We start from the raw sequence: 18,586 nt of genomic DNA, 5'->3' as shown, positions 1-18,586 counted from the left end.
GGGGTTCTGCAGGGCTTATCGGAGCGGGACTGCTGTGTGTGATAGTACTTGCAGGCCACTGGCCATACTCGACCCCTCAGTACCCAGAGCATCACCCGCAGTACGACTATGAGCGGCAGGAAAAGGAGTCCTAGGACGAGAGGCCAAGGTATTGGACTGACCGAATCTAGCCATTTGGAGAAGATGGTAAAGAGTCGACCCATGAGATCGAGAAAGTCTGCCATTGCATCATGAAGCCATCGAATTCCCGATGAGTGAAAGTGAGTGTGATGTAGGTTGGCGGTCAGTCTTTACTGGCCCGCCCGGATAGTGCGAATCCGGAAATGGAGAGAAGTGCCCAGGTTCCGCAGGTCGCTGATGCCGACTGCGCACTTCTGGCGGATGCGGCTCAGGTCAACCTTAACGGGTCCGAGCTACGCACCGGGTCGCGCTGATCGATCGTCTGTGCAGCGCTGGAAACCTGGTGACAGCAGTGCTCACAGCAACATCCCCTGACAGAGACGTCCCCATACGAACCGTCATCAGTAATGCACTGGGCCGCCACTCGTGGGCGGAGTTACGCGATGCCCAGGGTCAGGCCAGATCAGCTGCTGCGCTACAGCACTTGTACGCAACGGCAAGGTGGCCATCCGCTTCCCCTGTGATCGACTGGGCAGTCGCTGGCAAGCTGTGCTACGCCGGGTCGGGGGCTGGATCGCGGGAAATCAGGAGCAGCGCGCTGAGGGAGGTCTGTACCATACGGACGGCCGTAGTCGGAGGCAACGCACTATGGGTGGTCTTGCCATGGGCAAACCGGTTACGAATATCCCGGCCGGTGTGGAGTAAGTCGCGCTGCTCCTCTGTTATCAACCCGTCAGAGGCGGCCTGGTCGATGAGGCTGACCAGTTTCTTGTTGCCGTAGCGGTCCGTCAAAGCTGCCTCTAGCGCGATAATGGAGACGGCTACGGCCACACTCGCGAACTCATATCTGAAGTAGCTGTGCCTGATTAACTCACGGGCGGTCGTCATCACGCTGGCAGCCGCAGATGGCGCTCCATCAGGGATGACCAGATCTTTGACGATCTCGTGCATGTCGGCATATGTACCTGCCCAGTGCCGTGCCCGGGGGTCCGGACTGGGCATTCCCAGGTTGCTATTGTCCATTGACTAAGTCTGCCGGTCTCACTCGATGTCTCGCGACTCATTTAGCGGGTCCTCGGCGCCACAGTGGCATCATCGGCGCAACCAGCATATCCCATTCGCTAATGCTCCAGGCTGAGGACCTACGCAGAGGACTGCAATTCTATGCCTCCCTGTGACTCTTCTTTCCCTGCCCGCGAACGGGTCTCCGAGGCCAAGGGTGCCGCAACGCCGACGACAACGTCGGCCGCCGCGGTGAGCAGCGATAGCGGTACACGACCGCTCATCTCGTGTCCATCGAGGAATACAGGCTTATTGTTCTATATGAGGAGGGGAAGGTCGGTGGGGATGACTGAGGGGTATTCTTTATCCGTTGGCGACAATCCACTCCAATCCGGCTAGAATTTGCGGAACTCTGCAAGGCGGCCATCGCTGGGCTGAACAGCTCTGGGCTTAACACTTAATGCCCTTACCGGAGTTCTGTCATAACGTGCATATCGTTCAGTCTGATCAACCCTCTGCATAGATCCGCGGTGACCAATTCTTGGCCTGTCGCAAGAAGATAGTGTAGCGAGGATGCTTTCCAAGGCGATCTGAAAGGATTTCGTGTGGGATGCCCGTCTCTATCAGCAGGCGAGCCAGCAGGAGCCAGCGGAGCGATTCGCGGCAGGCCAGGCAACTGAGGATGTCTTTTTCGTTAAGGTGGCCCTTGTTGAGTTCATGAGCGAATCTGTTTCGAAATTCCGCGATATCGCTACTCCATCGCTTAGGGCGGAGGCCGACGACGTCAGGAAGGATCGCCGCGCAATCGTCGATAAGATCGTGCAGCCGGTCCCGAAAACTCGGGTCGGCGATGTGCGAGAGGGCAGACTTAACAGCTTCCTGCAACTTCGGCTCCAAGTCATCGCAGCCCTGAAGTGCCGCCGCCCGAGCTTGCTCAACGAGATCCTTGTCGAAACGCTGCCGATCAGGATGAAGCCTTCGATGAAGGCCTTCGGCGGCTGTGGCAAGGTCAAGCACCTCGTTTTCGATGGTGTAGCCGAATCCGGCAACCACGGCTGCCACTTTGTGAGACAGGTGGCCAAGCAGGCGTGCGCGATTCAGCCAGTGTGCAATGCCTTGGATTCCCAAATCCCTGCATTGAAGCAACATGGTGGAGTGAAGCTGATCCTCAGTGAGAGGGCTGATGGGCGTAGGTTGGATATCGAACCAGACAGGCAGAAGATCATCGCCGACCTGTATCTCCACCGGTGGGCAGTCCTTGCCGAGCGAGAGAGTGAGCAATGTCCGTAGCGGTGCGATGTAGGCGCGATCAAGCTCGTCGAAGGACATCGGTTTCAACCCGGTGATCTCAACCCAAATTGCACTCCTCAGGTTACGATCCCCTGCTGGGCTAGTCGTGACTATGCCCTCTCTGGCCAGACGGACCACACCTTGGTCGGCAAGAGAAGCCGACAGGTTCCGACGAATCTCTTCAGCATCGGTATCGCTCGCGCCATCGAGTTGGCTCAGCACGTACGGGCCGGCCCACTCATCGAGATGGGCAAAGCGGACTTGGAGCCTGGAAAATTTTGGATCGACTTCATCCGCGTGAGTACCTCGAACGATCAAGCGTGGCAGCCACTCTTGATGGTCGCTTCCCGGGATAGGTAAGCTAAGGCCAGGATTCACGCACAAGCACTCGAGGAGCGTCACGTCCTCGTTGTATTGCACTTGGCCTCTGCGGTCCAAGGTCCCAAGGATGGTTGCATTCTCCGGCAGTGGCTGTGGAGTCCGCAGCACATACGTCGTTACAGGCTCCTCTTTGGACGAGACAATTTGCGTGGTCGTCGTTGAGACCAGTGGCCCCGTTACCCAGAGGTGGGACTTGCCGCCCTCGACCATCAGGCGTCCCCTGAACTTCACATCAGGGTTGTTGATCAGCCAGAACTCGCCATCGACTGGTGCTAGTGCATCCTGCTCCACGTGCAGCCTCCTTTGACGTCCCCTGATATTATCGCCTCCCTGTGAACATCACGTTCAGTTCCAACTACTTGCCGTGCGGACGTCGAAAGTGAGGGGAAACTCATCGGTAGCCGGCAGTGTGACATCACGAAATTGAGGTGCTGGGGACGTCCACCAAGAGGAGCTTCGAAACCCGTCCACGTCGACCGTGCACTTCAGGCGGGGCGTGACCCGGGAGCAGGTGGCGACCGCACTATCCGGCACCACAAGCGGCATAACCGACGGACAGTATGCGCAGGCAATCACTCGAACAGGTGGGGGCTGTGACCGGTACGGTCGCCTCCTTCGTCCCTCACCCGGGCCAACGACAACTGGGCCGCCCCCAAGGTGTTACCGACTCGGATCTTGCTAACACCAGCGCTAACAACGTCCATGGACATCGGTGTACGTCCCCGGAAGCCGATCGCGTCGAAAGTGCTGCTGAGCAGGCGTTTCTGACAGCAGTAGACGCTGGTGGACACTCTCGAACTGGCTACGGATCAGAAGGTTAGGGGTTCAAGTCCTCTCGGCCGCGCAGCATTCGCAGGTCCGGGAAGATCTGGAGGGCCTTTGACGTGCTCGCACAGCATGGAGATACGGCAGCGAGGTCTGCCGAAAGCGGTCTTCGGCGGCAGGCTCAACCTGTCAGCTTCAGGCACCGAAGCCGTCGTCTGAGTGCGCGAGAGAGAGCGGTGGACAGTCGTGTGCATCGATCCATACGCTGGCGTTCTCCAGTAGCGGTTCAGGCCCACCGTCCACGCGAAAGGCGAAGACGACGCCCAGGGGCTAGGGGCGCACCTCGGCGTCGCCAGCTGATCGGCGGCGACGTGGAAGAAGGCGAACAACCGATGTTGCCGCATGGGACCGAGGAAGGTCTTGCACTGCTTAGCGGGTCATACTGTCCCAGGCTCGCACACCTCACCTTGAGGGTACTTCACCCGATGGACGGGACTGAGGCCAGCAGTTAATCGACCGTCACGGCGTCATGGAAGGCCACCCGTAGCACCACGTGAATGTAGTCGATGGTGCGGGACGAGAGCGCCCATCCGCTCTTTCCACTGCCGGCCATCAGGTCGCGGTAGAGGTTCGTTACGGTTGCGGGCCACACCGCCTGCAGCCGCAGGTTGCAATATGCGGGTTGACGTACCGGGTGATGATGTCGCAACTGCCACATAACGGGCGAAACTAAGGTGTCACCGGACTAGACATGAACCGTTCCAAATCCTAGACTCACCTTTCTCCCGTATTGCGCAGCCGCAGGTAGAGCGGGCTGTTCTGCCTATCAGGAAAGGATGGGGTTCATGCCCTATACGGCTGAGATCAGCCGGTCGAATCCGACCTGTTTCGTCTTTCTCGTCGATCAGTCGGCTTCGATGAGTGATCCGATCGGAGGTGAGGTCCCTACGAGCAAGGCTTCGGTGGTATCCGATGCCATCAACCGCCTCCTGACCGAATTGTCGGTCAAGTGCGCCAAGGAGGAAGGGGTACGGGACTACTTCCACGTCGCCGTGGTGGGATACGGGCACAACAACGTAGGCTCCGCCTTCGGCGGCGCGCTCGCTGGACGCGATCTGGTGCCGCTCAGCCAGATCGCCGACAACCCGGCACGTGTCGAGGATCGCACAAAGAAGATCCCCGACGGAGCCGGCGGCCTGGTGGAGAGCACCGTGCGATTCCCCATCTGGATGGACCCGGTGTGCAACGGCGGCACGCCGATGCGACAGGCCCTCGAGCATGCCCACCGTCTCGTCGACCAGTGGCTCAGCGAGCATCCCGCCTGCTTCCCCCCGATTGTCCTCAACCTCACCGACGGCGAGGCGAACGACGGCGACCCGACCGTCCCCGCTGCAGGCATCCGCTCCCTAACCAGCGCCGACGGAGCCGTGCTGCTGTTCAACCTGCATGTCTCCGACGCAGGCGGCTCGCCCGTTACTTTCCCCGACACTGACGCAGGTCTCCCCGACAACTACGCGCGCACGCTGTTCACCATGTCCAGCCTTCTGCCCTCCCACATGCGGTCGTACGCGGCGCAGGAAGGCTTCACCGTCAGCGACGGCACCCGCGGCTTCGTGTACAACGCCGACATCACCTCTGTGGTGCAGTTCCTCGACATCGGCACCCGTGCAACCGACCTACGGTAGCCGGATACCGGGGAGCGTCGCCTGTCACCACCTGCACAAAGCTGGCGGCCAGGCGGAGGAGTACGAGGACGCTTACGCGGTCCAACCCCGCGTTTCGGCTGTGGAAGAGATCGACATCGCGTCCCTCAGGGTCGCCCTGTCCGACGGTGCCTCCGAGAGCGTCCTCGCGGGTCTGTGGGCGCGGTCGCTGGTGGACCATTTCGTTAGCGTGCCCCCCGAGGCACTCGCCTCTGGCGAGAGCTTCGGACGCGAGGCGGTCATGGTGACGAGATTATGGGAGGCGACGCTCGGCGATTACATCGCGCGGCGCGAGGCCGATGGGCGCCCCATCCAGTGGTACGAGCAACCCAAGCTCGACCGTGGAGCGTACGCCACCCTGCTCGCTATAAGCTTCTGCGTGCCCCAGGGAGGAGACCTCGCGGATCTGCGCGGCGAGGGACGGTGGTCCGCCGCCGTGATTGGCGACTGCTGCCTGTTCCAAGTTCGCGACGGGGCGCTTATCACGGCGTTTCCGCTAGCGGGATCAGAGGACTTCGGCACAAGCCCCGACCTGCTCAACAGCCGAAACCAGGATGCCCTGCTCATCTCCGAGCGAGTGGCCATGAGCTCGGGGAGCCTGCGGCAGCAGGACGACATCTACCTGTGCACCGACGCCATGGCCGCGTGGTTCCTGCGAGAGGTCGAGCACGGCGGTCGCCCTTGGGAAACCTTGCGGGATCTCGGTACCTCCGACGGACTGAACTTCGCGGACTTCATCAGCGAGGAAAGGGCGAGCGGACACATGCGCAACGACGACGCCACCCTGATACACGTAGCGGTGTGGTGAACCATGTCGGCGAGGCGCTTCCCCAGCGGCAGTGAGTATGTCGAGGCGTTGCAGAATCCCACCCTCTGCTTCACAGACGCCGAGTTACGGTCGGCGACGCTACAGGTCGACAAACTCGGGCGGCCCAGACCCATCTCCGGCAACTTCGCCAGCGTCTTCTCAGTGCAGACTGTGTCTGGAAGGCGATACGCGATCAAGTGCTTCACCAGGGACATACCAGACCAGGAGAAGCGCTACCGGGCTGTGAGTGACCACCTCAACACGCTTCCGTACCGGTGGAAGATGGGCTTCGACTACCAGCCCTCCGGCATCATGGTGGGCGGTCAGCGATTTCCCATCCTGCGGATGGAGTGGGTCGAGGCAATCAGCCTGATCCGTTGGATCGAAGACCACCTCGGCGACCAGGCCGCACTACTCGAATTGGCCCGACGCTTCGCCGAACTGGCCGCCGACCTGCACCGCGCGGGTATCGCTCACGGCGATCTCCAGCACGGCAACCTCCTCGTGGCCACCGACGGCGCGTTGAAGCTGGTCGACTACGACGGCATGTACGTACCCGCGCTCGCCGGGCTACCGGCGACGGAACGGGGCCACCGCCACTATCAGTCCCCCCACCGCACCGGTGCGGAGTTCGGCCCGGAACTGGACCGGTTCTCCGTCTGGCTGATCTACCTATCCCTGATCACCGTCGCACTGGATCCTACGCTGTGGCAGGTCCTGCACGAACAGGATGGCGAGCACCTGCTGCTCACCGACGAGGATTTTGCCAACGTGACTGCCTCGGCTCGCGTCACCGCCCTAGTCGGACATCAGGCTCTCGACATCAAGCGCCTCGCCACCTACGTCACGGACCTCGCCTCCCGACCGCTGCCCGCCCTCCCTCCCTTGACTCCTCTGCCGGGCGTCGGCCTCCCGTCGGCCGCCGGCGCCCACACCAGTCCACACGCCATCGCCCCGTCCCCGGCCGCCACGTCCGCGGGCCTACCCACATGGATGAGCGGGCACATCCCAGTGCCCCCGCCACCGCCCCTCGTCACCTTCCAGGACCACCAGGCCGCACTATTGTTGGCCCGGCTGGCCCTCCTCGGGCTGTCCCTCTTCGTGGGGCTGGTCGTGTGGCTGTCGGACTTTGCCGAGGTCGCTGCGCTCCTGGGCCCGGTCCTCGGTATCGGCATGACGAGGGCCCTCTACGCCTTGCGTCCCGAGACGAGGGCGCGCAAGCCCATCGCCTCCCGGCTCGAGGCGGTCCGCCGGCGAACCAAGAAAACCCTCAAGATCGCGGCGCAGGCTGAGAAGGAACGCGACAAGGTTCAGATGGACAACGCCAAGCGGGCGGACACGCACGCGAAGGAACTGCAGGTTCTCAAGGACCGGCAGCGGCAGGACCTCGGGACGTACGACCGGCAGACGGCACAGCAGCTCAATCCCCACGACAACCAGATTCATGCTCTCGTCGCGCGGAAGTCAGAGGACCTGCGCCGCGCGCTCGAGGAGTTGCAACGGCAAAAGGTGGACGCCTATCTACGGCGCATCCCGTTGCGCCCCGGCTCCATTTCTGGCATCGGCGACACGATGGTGGCCAGACTGGCGGCCAGTGGCATCTCGACTCCCGCTGACCTGGTCAACTTTGCCTACGTGTCCACTGGTTACCAGAATCCCGAGATCCATCTGATACTCGCTAACGGCTCTTCCGTACGCGTGCCTGGGGTTGGGGAGTCTCGAGCGGCATCGTTGGTCGCATGGCGGAACAAGCACGTGCAGGGTGCCTTGCGACAGCCGAACATGCCAAATGCGCTTCCGACCCCACAACGCAACGCCATAGAGGCGCGCTTCGCCGCGGAAGAGCGCGTGCTCAAGGACAGACGTGCTCAGACCGAAAGGGCCCGTCAAAAGGGCCGGAGCAATCTCGTACAGCAGCAGGCGGATGCCCTGCGGCAACTAACCGACCGACACAGCGCCACCATCCAGACCGCAGCGCAGGCGCTGCAAAACGCCAACCAGCGACTGGCGACCGTACGCGCTAAGCATCACTCGGCGGTCCAGGAGGAGCAGGAACTCACTCGCCAGGTTGCCGCCTACCGTCAGATCTCCTACGGGCGGTACCTACGCACGGTCCTGATTGGCCGATGAACCTGCCACCAGTCTCAGTCGCCCTCATGGCCTCGCCGTTTGTGGTCATCCGCTCAGCCTGTTCGAGGCGGGGGGTTGTCTTGAGCCACTGCTGCCACCGCTTTCCTCCTGAAGCGATGCTCGTAGCAGTCCAATTGCAAGCCGGCGACCGAGGCAGTCCGATGATTGGCGGCGTTGCTAACGTGAGTGCTAACAACGTCGGTCGACGTCCATAGACATCCAGGGAGGATGATCAAGGGGTCGCGCCTTCTGAGCAGGTGTTTGTGACTTCTGTGGACGTCGATGGACGGGCCTCGGACGACTTTTAATCCGCAGGTCACTGGTGCCGCGCTCGCGCTGCGCAACGGCTTGCATCTCTGCAACTTGGATGACATCCTCGTCCACCTCGATCAGGTCTTCGAGCGTGGGCTGAGGAGTTCGCCGACGAGCGTACGTTGACATCAACGTGCCCAGTAACTGTCTAGGTCGTCCAGTTCTCGCTCGACACGACGGAGTTGGATGGGATAAAACCACCTCTGAACTTCTCACGCGATTGGCCGGCCCTTCGCCACGCTTTCCCTCCCGAACGGAGTCCGGTGATGCAGCAAGTGTCGGCAGCCGTCGCCCTCCTGCCACTTACCATTGAGGACCCGCTGCAGATCGGCCCGTATCGTCTAGTGGGACGCCTGGGAGCAGGCGGCATGGGGGTCGTCTTCGCGGGCATCGACGGCCGCGGTGTTCGCGTGGCCGTCAAACTGATTCATGGCACATATGCGAGTGACCCGGAGTTCCGTGCACGATTCGCTCGAGAGATCTCCATCCTCGATCGTGTCAAGGGCGTCTGCACCGCGCAAATTCTCGACTCTGACGGAAACGCGGCTCGGCCGTGGTTGGCCGCCGAGTACGTGTCGGGCCCAACTCTCGAGGACCAGGTCAGAACTCATGGGGCACTTCGGGCCGACGAGCTGTTCGGGCTCGTGGCCGGGTTGGCCGAGGCACTGGTAGCCGTACATGCGGTAGGCGTGGTACACCGTGACATCAAGCCGTCGAACGTCATCCTCTCGCCGAATGGCCCCAAACTGGTCGACTTCGGCATCGCCCGCGCGCTCGACGCGAGTGTTATGACCCGCACCGGCACTCTCGTCGGGTCGCCTGGGTGGGTGAGTCCCGAGGAGTACAGCGACGCACCAGCCGGGCCAGCCGCCGATGTGTACGGCTGGGCAATGCTCGTTGTATACGCGGCCACGGGCGCTCCACCTTATGGGACCGGGCGCCCGGAAGTCTTAGCACTCAAGGTGCTGAACGACACCGTCGACACCTCCATGGTCCCCGACCTTCTGCGCGGCCTGGTCGATAGAGCACTGACCAAGACTCCTGAGACGCGCCCGTCTTCGAATGAGCTGTTGGACGCGGTCGCGGAGGCCTGGCGGACGTACCAGGGAACCCAGGTGATCGATAGTACCGGGGCGGCCAACGATGTCACGGCCCGGCTGAGTCGAACGTGGATTCTTCCTATTGAGGATCTGAGCTGGCCTGCCGTACCAGCTGCGACACTGAGGGCCCCAAAAGGCCGTCGAAACGTTGTGGTCGCTGTCACGGCGGCCGCGGTTGCTCTAGGGCTCGGGGTGGTCGTCGCCTTGAAGGTGCTGCCGGACCATGTGGATGAGCGGAAGCAGCCAACCGACATCGCCGCCGCCCAGACCAGCCGCCCGAGTTCAACGAGCGCGAATCGCACATCGACGCCCACCGCTACAGCAGCCGTGAAGGTCAAGTCATCGACGCGCCAATCACTCCCGCCGCCGAGCACGACCACAGAGTTGGCCGCCGCGATCGAGCTTGCCCTGGAAGCCACGCCAGCGGGAAGGTTCAGCTTCGAGGGGGGATTCACCCAGAGCAGCGCTGGCGGAATGGCAACCGGGCGGTTCGTGAACCATCTGGCATCTGACGATCTCGATGTCAAGATCCAGACCAACGAGGAGGCCGGGCATCGCTATGTGGTCGTGGCCGACGCGATCTATCCCAAGAGGCCAGGTGCGGATCGGTCGTCCATCGAAAGGTTAAGTCCGGCGAACCCAAGCTGGTATGCGCTTATGGTTGCGGGTACGGCCGGGCCGTCGATCATCCGGGAGGTTGTCGCCAACTCCGCCCGGATGAAGCACAAGGGGCGCAACTATTCCGGGACCCTCGCTATCGAGGACACCAACGGCTTGCTTCGTCAGCTGCTCAACTCGTGGTCGGCCGGCGACGTCGCCGAGACAAGCGCCGACTCATACATCACCTTCAAGCTCACTATCGACAGTGAGGACCGGCCGAAGAAGTTCGAAATCGCCTGGTGTGTGCCCGTGAGCCATGTGGAGATCTATAAGTCCGTCTTCACGACCACCTATAGCAACTGGACAACCAGCCACAAGATTACGAAACCGTAGTGTTCCGAGGGCTACGAGCGCCACCGTGCCGGTGGGCCTCGACAGTGACCGGGGCGGATGAAGTACAGCGGCCGTGCCACTCGCACCCTGCCTGCGATAGGTGCGGTGCCGTCGAACATCGCCGCCCGCGGCTTGACGCTCAACCACATCGTGCAGAAGGTTGGCGTGACGCTGTGCCTGGCAGCTCGGCAGGGTGCTAGACCCGGGTCCACACCTCCATGCCCGGCTCCGTCCCTCAGCCGACTCAAACACTGCCCGCGTAGCGTTGATGACGACAGCGCTGACGACAACGTCGGCCACCATGAGCGCCCGGCGACATCCGTGGAACACCGCTGACCTCGCATCGGATAGGAGGAGCTGGGTGATTGCTCCGCCTGAAAACCGGACGTTCGTTTCTGTCAACTACTCCCACTCCTGAACCGTCTCTGTATCCACTTTCGCGCAGGATCGGATACGCCACATGATTGTGAGTAAGCTCCGATGTCTACTGCTATGGCGTTTCCCTGGTCCGGGTCCAGCAGCTGAGGCGATCTCGGAGGGAGAAGTGGAGCCTCACGTTGGCTGAGACGGCCGGACCCGCGGGGCGGGCGGATACGCCCGGGAAGACCGCCGCGCTGCGCCTGGGCTGGCTGGCCTTCGCAATCGCGCCTCCGGTGATAGGCGTCAAGTTGTGGCCGGGACTTCTCGAACGCCCCTGGCTGGCGCTGGCGGCGGGGCTGGCGTACGAGGCCGTGGTCGTGGGGGCGGGATTCTTCCGTGGAGTATTCGGCGACCTGCGGAAACGCTGGCAGCAACGTCTGACGGACCATACCGACGACGCGCTGCGCCGCCGGTTCTCCCGTTACCGGAGCCGGTACCTGGAGTACGTGCACTTCGCCACCCAGGGCATCGAGCAGCTCGGCATTCCCCGCAAGGCGGCCTGGGCCCCGCCGCTGGAAAAGATCTTCATCGACGTCGCCCTGATCCGCCGCCCAGCCCATGAGACCCATCGCGACGCCCTGGTCGGACGGCACGACATCCACGGCCGGCGGCGTCCCCTCCGGTTCTTCCTGGACGGCGAGCAACCGATCGTGCTGGCCGTCCTCGGCGCGCCCGGGATCGGGAAGACCACCCTGTTGCGCCGGACCGCCTATGACCTCAGCCGGCGGCCGAGACTGCCCTGGAGAAGGAGTCGGCGACTGCCTGTCTTCCTGCGCCTCCGCGACCACGCCAGGCTGATCGTGGACACCGATCACCTGACGCTTCCTCAGGTGATCGCCAAGGACCTGAGCGGTCACTGCGGCGAGGAGCCGCCCGGCTGGTTCGACCGCCAACTCAAGGACGGCAACTGCGTGGTGATGCTGGACGGCCTGGACGAGGTCGCGGGCGAGGCGGACCGCACGAAGATCGCCGCCTGGGTCGACGCGCAGGTCAGGCGGTATCGCGCCAACAAGTTCATCCTCACCTCCCGCCCGCACGGCTATGTCGATCTCGAGGGCGCCGTGGTCGTGCAGGCCCAGCCGCTCACCCCGGAGCAGATCCACGACTTCGCGCACGCCTGGTACACGGCGAGCGCCGAGTCCCGTATCGAGCACCGGCACAATGACGCGGAGGCACGGCAGACGCGGATCGCGGCCAGAGCCGCCGCCGAACGCCTGCTCGACGACCTTCGTGTCCGGCACGACCTCTGGATGCTGGCGACCAACCCGCTCCTGCTGACCATGCTGAGCATCCTGCACGAGAGCGACACTGCGCTCCCTCAAGATCGCGCCCAGCTCTATTCCGACATCGTCGAGCTGCTGGTCTGGCGCAGGCAGCGCGACAAGAGAGGCGGCGTCGAACCCCCGGAGGACCTGCCGGGCAAGCAGAAGGAACTGGTGCTGAGCGAGCTGGCCTTCTTCATGATGACCGCGGGTATCACGGTCATCGACGCGTCCGAGGCGCGGGAGATCGTCGAGGAGCTACTGCCGGACATCTCGGAGCACCGCGACGCCGACGCGTTCCTCGACGACATCGTGGCCACGGGCCTGCTGATCAGGCCCGACACGGGGACCCTGACCTTCGCGCACAAGACCTTCCAGGAGTACCTGGCGGCCGTCAACATCAAGGAGAACGCCAGGACCGGGAGGCTCGCCACCGAGGTCGGTTCGGACTGGTGGCGGGAGACCATCCTGCTATTCGTCGCCCGGTCGCCGTCCGACGAGATCATTCGGGCCTGCCTCGACCGGGACGACATAGACGCGCTGGCCCTGGCCTTCGACTGCGCGGACAACCTGCACCGGCTGGACCGGCGGCTGAAGGAGCGCCTCGCCGCGACGCTCGCGGAGGCCGCCGACCCGGCCACGCCGCCGGACCGGCGCCGCCTGCTGACCGCAGTGACGGTCAGGAGGGCCCTCCGGCAGACCATCCCTCTTGCCGGCGGAGCGGCGCTGTGCATGCGGCCGATCGACCAGGAGGTCTACCGGCTGTTCCAGCGGGACATGGCGGAGCAGGGACGCTCCCAGGAGCCCGACGCCCCCGATCCGGAACCCGCCTTGAACGCCCCGGCCGTGGGCATGCGCGGCGAGGACGCGGCCGCCCTGGTGGAGTGGGTGACCCGACTCCTGGAGGACGGCCCGGCCGTCCGGCTGCCCACCCGGGCCGAACTGGACAGCCCCGACGTCCGGCCACTGGTGTCGAACCGCGGCCGGACCATATGGAGCCTCGACGAGGAGGATTTGTGCGCCCCCCGGCCGGTCCTGTGGGTTCCTCCGGGCATGTCGCATCCCTGGTCTACGACACCGGGCAGGGCTTCGGCGCGAGCTGCGAAGGATGCCGAGACGCTGCGGGAGTACCTGGACGAAGTGACGTTGCTGCAACTGGCGGAGATCGTCGTCGATCTCATGGCCGTCGGCGCTATGGCGGAGGACTTCAAGGCCGCCATAGCGGGCGTGGCCGACCTCGGCCACGCCGAGATCTCGGCCAGCGGCCTGCCGCAGCAACTGGAGCTCGCCGGCGCATACCTCGGCGAGGGCCCGCGCGGCGCGAGCGGCCCGGACGATCCCGACATCGCCTCGATCCATGGGTTCGTCGGGAAACTGATGGACTCTGTTCTCCGCCCTGCCGCCGACGCACTTGAAGCCGATGGTCGCCAACCCACCCTCGCAACGCTCGAAAGCATGCTCCGCGAAGCCCGCCGCACGGCCCTCGCCACCAGCCGCGACCTGGCGCTCTCTCTCGACCTCGCCATCGAGCACACGGCCGACCTGCCCAGAGCCATCGAGACGGCCCTGGCCAAGGCGTACGATCTCACCGGCACGCTCGGCTGCGCCGTCGATCTCGCCGAGGACGCGGGCCAAGCCACCGCTATGGCCATCGCCCGCGACTGGGCCAGTAGCCTAGCGGGCACGCTCGGCAGAGCCCACGACGGGGTCCGCCACCTGGCCCCTGACCTGCCGCGCGATCTCCACACGGCCGCCGCGCTCCACCGCGCCCTGATCGGCGTCCTAGACAGCGCCCTGGCGAGTACACGCGACCTCTCCGGCAGCCTTGAGCGCAGCAGATGCCGCGACGACGTCCACCGGCTCGCCCGGGCCCTCGCCAGCGACCTGGACGACACGCTCGACCGCGCTTCCATGGTGGCGAGCGCCAGCACCGTTGTGGGCACGCTCGCCCACGCGCTCACCGAGTCGACTGAGGCATGGGACCGGGTCCGTTCGAAGCCGCGAAGTGCGGGCGGCGAGCATGCCCTGCGCGTCGTGACGCGCGCGCGTTCACTGCTCTCCGCTCCCGCGGGCTCCGCCACTACGATGTGGCTGCGATGCATCCGCGCCGGCATCCGCGGGCACGCTGCGGAAATGGCCGACGTCAAGCTGCTGGACTCCGTGCTGAGCCTCATCAACCAGCGGCGCGGCCCGCGTCAGGACAGATCGGATCCCTTGGCCAGGATCACATCGATACTTACCGCGACGCATGCCAACGGCATAGTCGTCCCTCCCGGCCTGGCCACCACGCTTCTGCGTGAGGGCCTGACCAGGCTGGCCCAGGGCGCCGCAGACGACGGTCGGGCCGTCCCCCGGTTTGCGGAAGAGGGTAACCCTGTCGTCCGCCTGGCGGCGCGCATGGTCGACGTCGGCGAGGAGTGGCTCGACCGCCGGAAGACCGTCGACGAGCGGGCCCCGTCGTTGCTGATCGTCGGATCGCTCGCCATCGCGACCGTGGTCTCGCAGAGAGGGGACGCCGAGGCGAAGCTCGTCGGCGACCTCTACATGAAGGCGGCCCTCGGCATGACCGTGGCCCAGGAACGCCTCGTGGGGACGGCCACCCCCAACGAGACGATCACGCTGGTAGTGGAGGCCGTGGACGTCCCATGATGCGCCGGGTCGGAGAACCGGCTCGGCCCTGGCAACCGGCTGCCTCGTCCAGGCCTGGTATCCGGACTCGCGGATGTCCTCCTCGGCGGTCTGCCACACATCCGGCCCGGCCAGCTCTCCCGCCCACTCACCCTGCACACCAACCCATAGCGGTTGGGATGGTGGCTACTGTGTTCCACCCAGTGACACGTTTGGCGTTCTCCGTCCGCCGCTTGGTCTCAAGGTGCCATGCCAGCGAGAAGACATAGAGCGGGAAAGTACAGCAACAGGGCCGCACGACACCTCACGCCGACATCCGCCATCACACACCCAAGCAGGGCGAGTAGCTCTCTACGCCGTGACTGGCTCTCGTTTGCAAGCAGGAAGTCTAAGTCGAATCTCGTAAGCTCCACCAGCGGTAACATCTCCTACGTGGAGAGCCTGACCGCTCGGAATCCCGCGGTCTGTAGAGCTTCGCTCGGCCCAGAGGCCAGCCCCGGCCTCTTCCAGAGGCGGGCCGTTTCGACGTTTCTGGAGCTATTCGACGATCTCATTGAGCGCGTCCTCGTACGCCTTGGCGTCGGAGGGGGCCATGTCCTTGTCTACACGCACCACGACGTTCCCCTTGACGTACGTGTACTCAGCCAACATCGGAGTCTTCCCAAGCGCCTGTATGTATTTGGCGCGAGCCTCGGCGCTGTCGTCGTCCTCAAACACCTCGACACTGCCCGCCTTTTCGGCCTTGACTCTGCTATCCGTGAACTCGGCCTTGCTGAGGTAGCCGTTGAGGCGGCCAAGCAACTTGTTCGGGTCGGTGTTCTCGTCGTAGACGGTGCCGAGCTTGGCGGGCACGCCGTTGGCGCCAAGGTCGCCGATGATGGCGGCGGCGTCCTTGTTGGTCGTGGCCCCGCCGCAGGCGGTGAGGAGCCCGACCAGTGCAAACGCGGCGGCGGCGTGGGAGTGTTGTCGTAACCAGATCATGAGGTCATGCATACACACTGGATCGACCCAGCGTGGCAGTGTTGATGCGATTGGTAGCTGCCTCGCCATCCGGGCATGACCAGGAGGCTGCCCTGCCCTATGGATCAGGTAGTCAATGCGGCGATGCCTCCGCAGACTCCTATTCGATGGCGAAGAAGTCTTCGTCCATCTTCTTGATGGTGATGGTCTGGGCTTCTTGGACTCCGCAGTCGTAGGCGACCATGAGTTCTCCTAGGCGGCGGCCGTGGATAAGGATGATCCGAGAGGGTACCTTCTCGGCGAAATCGATGGCACCCGGGGAAAATCGGGTGGTGGCGATAAAGATCCCCCGGGACGCCTGGGCGCCCTGGAGAGCACCGGCGAAAGCCTGGACATCCGGTCGTTGCACCGTCCGGTCGGCGGCGTAGCGCTTGGCTTGGACGTAGACCACGTCCAAGCCAAGCGGATCCTGGCGTATGAGCCCGTCCATGCCTTCATCGCCCGGTCCGCCGAGGTGGCGCACCTCGCCTTCGGGGCCTCCGTAGCCCATCCGGGTCAGCAGCTTGAGGACGCAGTGCTCCAGGAACTGCGGCGGCGCCTGACGAAGTCGCTCGACCAATTCGTCGGCCAGTGCCGTATGCGCCTCGGTGATGAGCTGGGGGATCAACTCCAGCGGCGGCGCATCCGCCGCGGACAGCTCCGGCTCCTCCGCAACCTTGCCGGCCTTGCGGCGGCGGGTACGGAACTCCCGGTATTCCGCGAACCGGTTCAGCACCTTCATATCCACCCGGTTCGAGTGCTCGGCCAAGACCTTCCGCCCTTGGTCGGTGATCCGGGTGACGCCTCGACGGGGCCGCTCCAGCAAGCCAGCTTGGGCCATGTGGGTGACAGACCATGCGATCCGGTTGTTGAAGAGCTTCTGCCCGCCCGACGGCAGCATCTCCGCGCGCTCGTTCGCACTCAACTCGAAGCGGTCGGCCATGGAGGCGATCACCTCGGCGGACTCATGGTCACCACCGTCGGAGTGCATCTCCAGAACGGGCCGCATCAAGGTCTGGAAGTCTGGGATCGGCACGGCACTCCTCTGGTTACCGCCATCATGGATCAGGGCCGCCATGACGCTGGACGGGTTGGGAACCTCCTCAGTGGGGCCGCGTGATCTATGTTCAAGCCTGTGCCATGCCGCTGGACAGCGGTTGCCCCAATCGTCACCTGTAATCTTACGGAGGAGAGTCGAGGGAGCACTTTCCTTGGATGACGACGGACGGAACCGGACTATTCGCAACGATCCGACGGGCAGGGGTGCCAGTAGAAGGCATTCCTGATGCGGCAAGCCCACCTAGTGATCACAGCAACGTCAGCCACCAGAGGCATCTGGCGACAGCGGTACACGACGCTCCCAACTCGGTCTCCATTGGCGGAGCAGGCTGGTTGTTCCGCCTGAAAGCGGAAGGTCACTGCCGCACTCGGGTCGGTTTGCCAGCCGGATGACCTGGTGGCCGACCTAACCAGGCCCGGCAACGCGTCGCCACAGCGCCGAAGGTCGTACGGCAGCAGGCTGAGCAAGAGCCGCCCGTGTGATGACTCGGCAAGTCCACACAGGAGCGGGTATGGGCTGGCGCGGCCTAGAGTCGGCCCGCCTTGACCTCGCCGAGGAACACAGACCACTCACTGGACGAGAAGACCAGCACCGGGCCATCAGTGACCTTGCTGTCGCGGAGCGCGCGCCGACCAAGGAGGTTAGAGGCGACTTCCACGCAGTTGCCCGCGTCGGTGCTGTAGGTGCTTTTGCGCCACTGTGCGCCTCGAGGGTCACTCACCTTGGTTCACCACTTCCTGTATCAGTCGGAGCGACTGTCTGGCCGGTAGGGCTTCGGCTCTGATGGCGTCGTAGCGTGCGGAGAGTTGGGCGATGGTACGGCGATCGTCGAGGGTCCGGCCGACAGGCTGTGAGTCCGTGTAAGCAGCGTAAGCCGATCCGTTGCGTTCGGCGATGATGAATCCGCCCGACAGCCCGCAGTGCGCGCCGGCGTCCGACGGGACCACTTGAAGTGTCAGGTGGGGATGCCGAGCCATCTCGATCACGAACTCTAGCTGTTCGCGCATGACCCGCGAGTCGCCGATCCGCCGCCTTAGCACGGCATCGTCGATGACGACGCTGGTCAACGGCGGCTTGTCCTTGGTCAGAATCGCCTGGCGACGCATGCGGCTCGTCAGACGCGTCTCCAGTTCCTCGCTGGTGATGCCGGGCCAGGTGCCCAAGATCTCCCGCGCGTAGCTCTCGGTCTGCAACAGGCCAGGGATGATCAGAGGTTCCCATGTGCGCAGGCTCATGGCGTCCGCTTCCTCCTCCAGCCATGGCCGTAGGTATTCCGGTGCCTGCTGCTGCCATGTCGTGGCGGCTTGCAGCCGGACCATAACACCGTCGAGCCTCAGCGCTTGGTCGGCCAGTTCGGCGAAGCGCTCTGACGGCGTGCGCTTCATGGTCTCGACCAGGGCGACGAGAGCGTCTGAGTACCCCATGCGGTCTGCCAGCTGACGCTGGGTCAGCCCAGCAGCTTGACGGTACCGGCGCAGCTCGAACGCGAAAAGGTGACGCGGTGACTCATGAGGATCGATCTCCTCTTTGCTTGCGGACAAATCCCACCTTCCGGTTCATATAGGGGCCTTTGCTAACTAACTAACCTGCTTACGCCAGTTGTAGTTAATACG

The 18,586-nt window shown here is 63.9% G+C and carries 12 protein-coding genes; 5 read left to right on the top strand and 7 right to left on the bottom strand.

Annotated elements, in window-relative coordinates; genetic code table 11:
* Positions 1-672: 672 nt before the first annotated feature.
* The 3 genes from ABZU32_RS17620 to ABZU32_RS17610 form a co-directional block, all read right to left on the bottom strand.
* Complete coding sequence (locus ABZU32_RS17620; protein ID WP_354923306.1) at positions 673-1,071, bottom strand: DUF4145 domain-containing protein; 399 nt, start codon at positions 1,069-1,071, stop codon at positions 673-675.
* Positions 1,072-1,629: 558 nt separating this feature from the next.
* On the bottom strand, positions 1,630-3,084 hold the full coding sequence (locus tag ABZU32_RS17615; protein ID WP_354923304.1) for a HEPN domain-containing protein: 1,455 nt from the start codon (positions 3,082-3,084) through the stop codon (positions 1,630-1,632).
* Positions 3,085-4,066: 982 nt separating this feature from the next.
* On the bottom strand, positions 4,067-4,276 hold the full coding sequence (locus ABZU32_RS17610) for a hypothetical protein (protein ID WP_354923301.1): 210 nt from the start codon (positions 4,274-4,276) through the stop codon (positions 4,067-4,069).
* A gap of 127 nt (positions 4,277-4,403) precedes the next feature.
* Here ABZU32_RS17610 and ABZU32_RS17605 point away from each other — a divergent pair, with 127 nt between their 5' ends.
* The 5 genes from ABZU32_RS17605 (at position 4,404) to ABZU32_RS17585 (ending at position 14,935) form a co-directional block, all read left to right on the top strand.
* Positions 4,404-5,243 carry a vWA domain-containing protein gene (locus ABZU32_RS17605; RefSeq protein WP_354923298.1) on the top strand — a complete coding sequence of 280 codons (840 nt, stop codon included), beginning with the start codon at positions 4,404-4,406 and terminating at the stop codon, positions 5,241-5,243.
* 100 nt (positions 5,244-5,343) lie between these two features.
* Positions 5,344-6,069 (top strand): hypothetical protein, encoded by a 726-nt coding sequence (locus tag ABZU32_RS17600; RefSeq protein WP_354923295.1) that lies wholly within the window; start codon positions 5,344-5,346, stop codon positions 6,067-6,069.
* 282 nt (positions 6,070-6,351) lie between these two features.
* A complete protein-coding gene (locus tag ABZU32_RS17595; RefSeq protein ID WP_354923292.1) occupies positions 6,352-8,199 on the top strand; it encodes a hypothetical protein in 1,848 nt (615 codons plus the stop codon).
* A 578-nt stretch (positions 8,200-8,777) separates the two neighbouring features.
* On the top strand, positions 8,778-10,604 hold the full coding sequence (locus tag ABZU32_RS17590) for a serine/threonine-protein kinase (RefSeq protein ID WP_354923289.1): 1,827 nt from the start codon (positions 8,778-8,780) through the stop codon (positions 10,602-10,604).
* A 557-nt stretch (positions 10,605-11,161) separates the two neighbouring features.
* Entirely contained in the window at positions 11,162-14,935 is a 3,774-nt protein-coding gene (locus ABZU32_RS17585; protein WP_354923285.1) for an NACHT domain-containing protein, read from the top strand.
* Positions 14,936-15,451: 516 nt separating this feature from the next.
* Here the strand turns inward: ABZU32_RS17585 and ABZU32_RS17580 are convergent.
* The 4 genes from ABZU32_RS17580 to ABZU32_RS17565 all read right to left on the bottom strand — a co-directional run bounded on the left by ABZU32_RS17580 (position 15,452) and on the right by ABZU32_RS17565 (position 18,514).
* Positions 15,452-15,895, bottom strand: a complete 444-nt coding sequence (locus ABZU32_RS17580) for a hypothetical protein (RefSeq protein ID WP_354923282.1) — start codon at positions 15,893-15,895, stop codon at positions 15,452-15,454.
* A 139-nt stretch (positions 15,896-16,034) separates the two neighbouring features.
* Positions 16,035-16,949, bottom strand: coding sequence for a restriction endonuclease (locus ABZU32_RS17575; RefSeq protein ID WP_354923279.1), 915 nt, complete (start codon positions 16,947-16,949; stop codon positions 16,035-16,037).
* A 550-nt stretch (positions 16,950-17,499) separates the two neighbouring features.
* Positions 17,500-17,694 carry a DUF397 domain-containing protein gene (locus ABZU32_RS17570; RefSeq protein ID WP_354923276.1) on the bottom strand — a complete coding sequence of 65 codons (195 nt, stop codon included), beginning with the start codon at positions 17,692-17,694 and terminating at the stop codon, positions 17,500-17,502.
* Positions 17,687-18,514 carry a helix-turn-helix transcriptional regulator gene (locus ABZU32_RS17565; protein WP_354923273.1) on the bottom strand — a complete coding sequence of 276 codons (828 nt, stop codon included), beginning with the start codon at positions 18,512-18,514 and terminating at the stop codon, positions 17,687-17,689. The genes ABZU32_RS17570 and ABZU32_RS17565 overlap by 8 nt, the downstream gene beginning before the upstream one ends.
* Positions 18,515-18,586: the final 72 nt, after the last annotated feature.

This window comes from Sphaerisporangium sp. NPDC005288, from assembly GCF_040607475.1.
Classification (GTDB): Bacteria; Actinomycetota; Actinomycetes; order Streptosporangiales; family Streptosporangiaceae; genus Sphaerisporangium; species Sphaerisporangium rhizosphaerae.
This window is presented reverse-complemented; position numbering and strand designations above follow the sequence as displayed.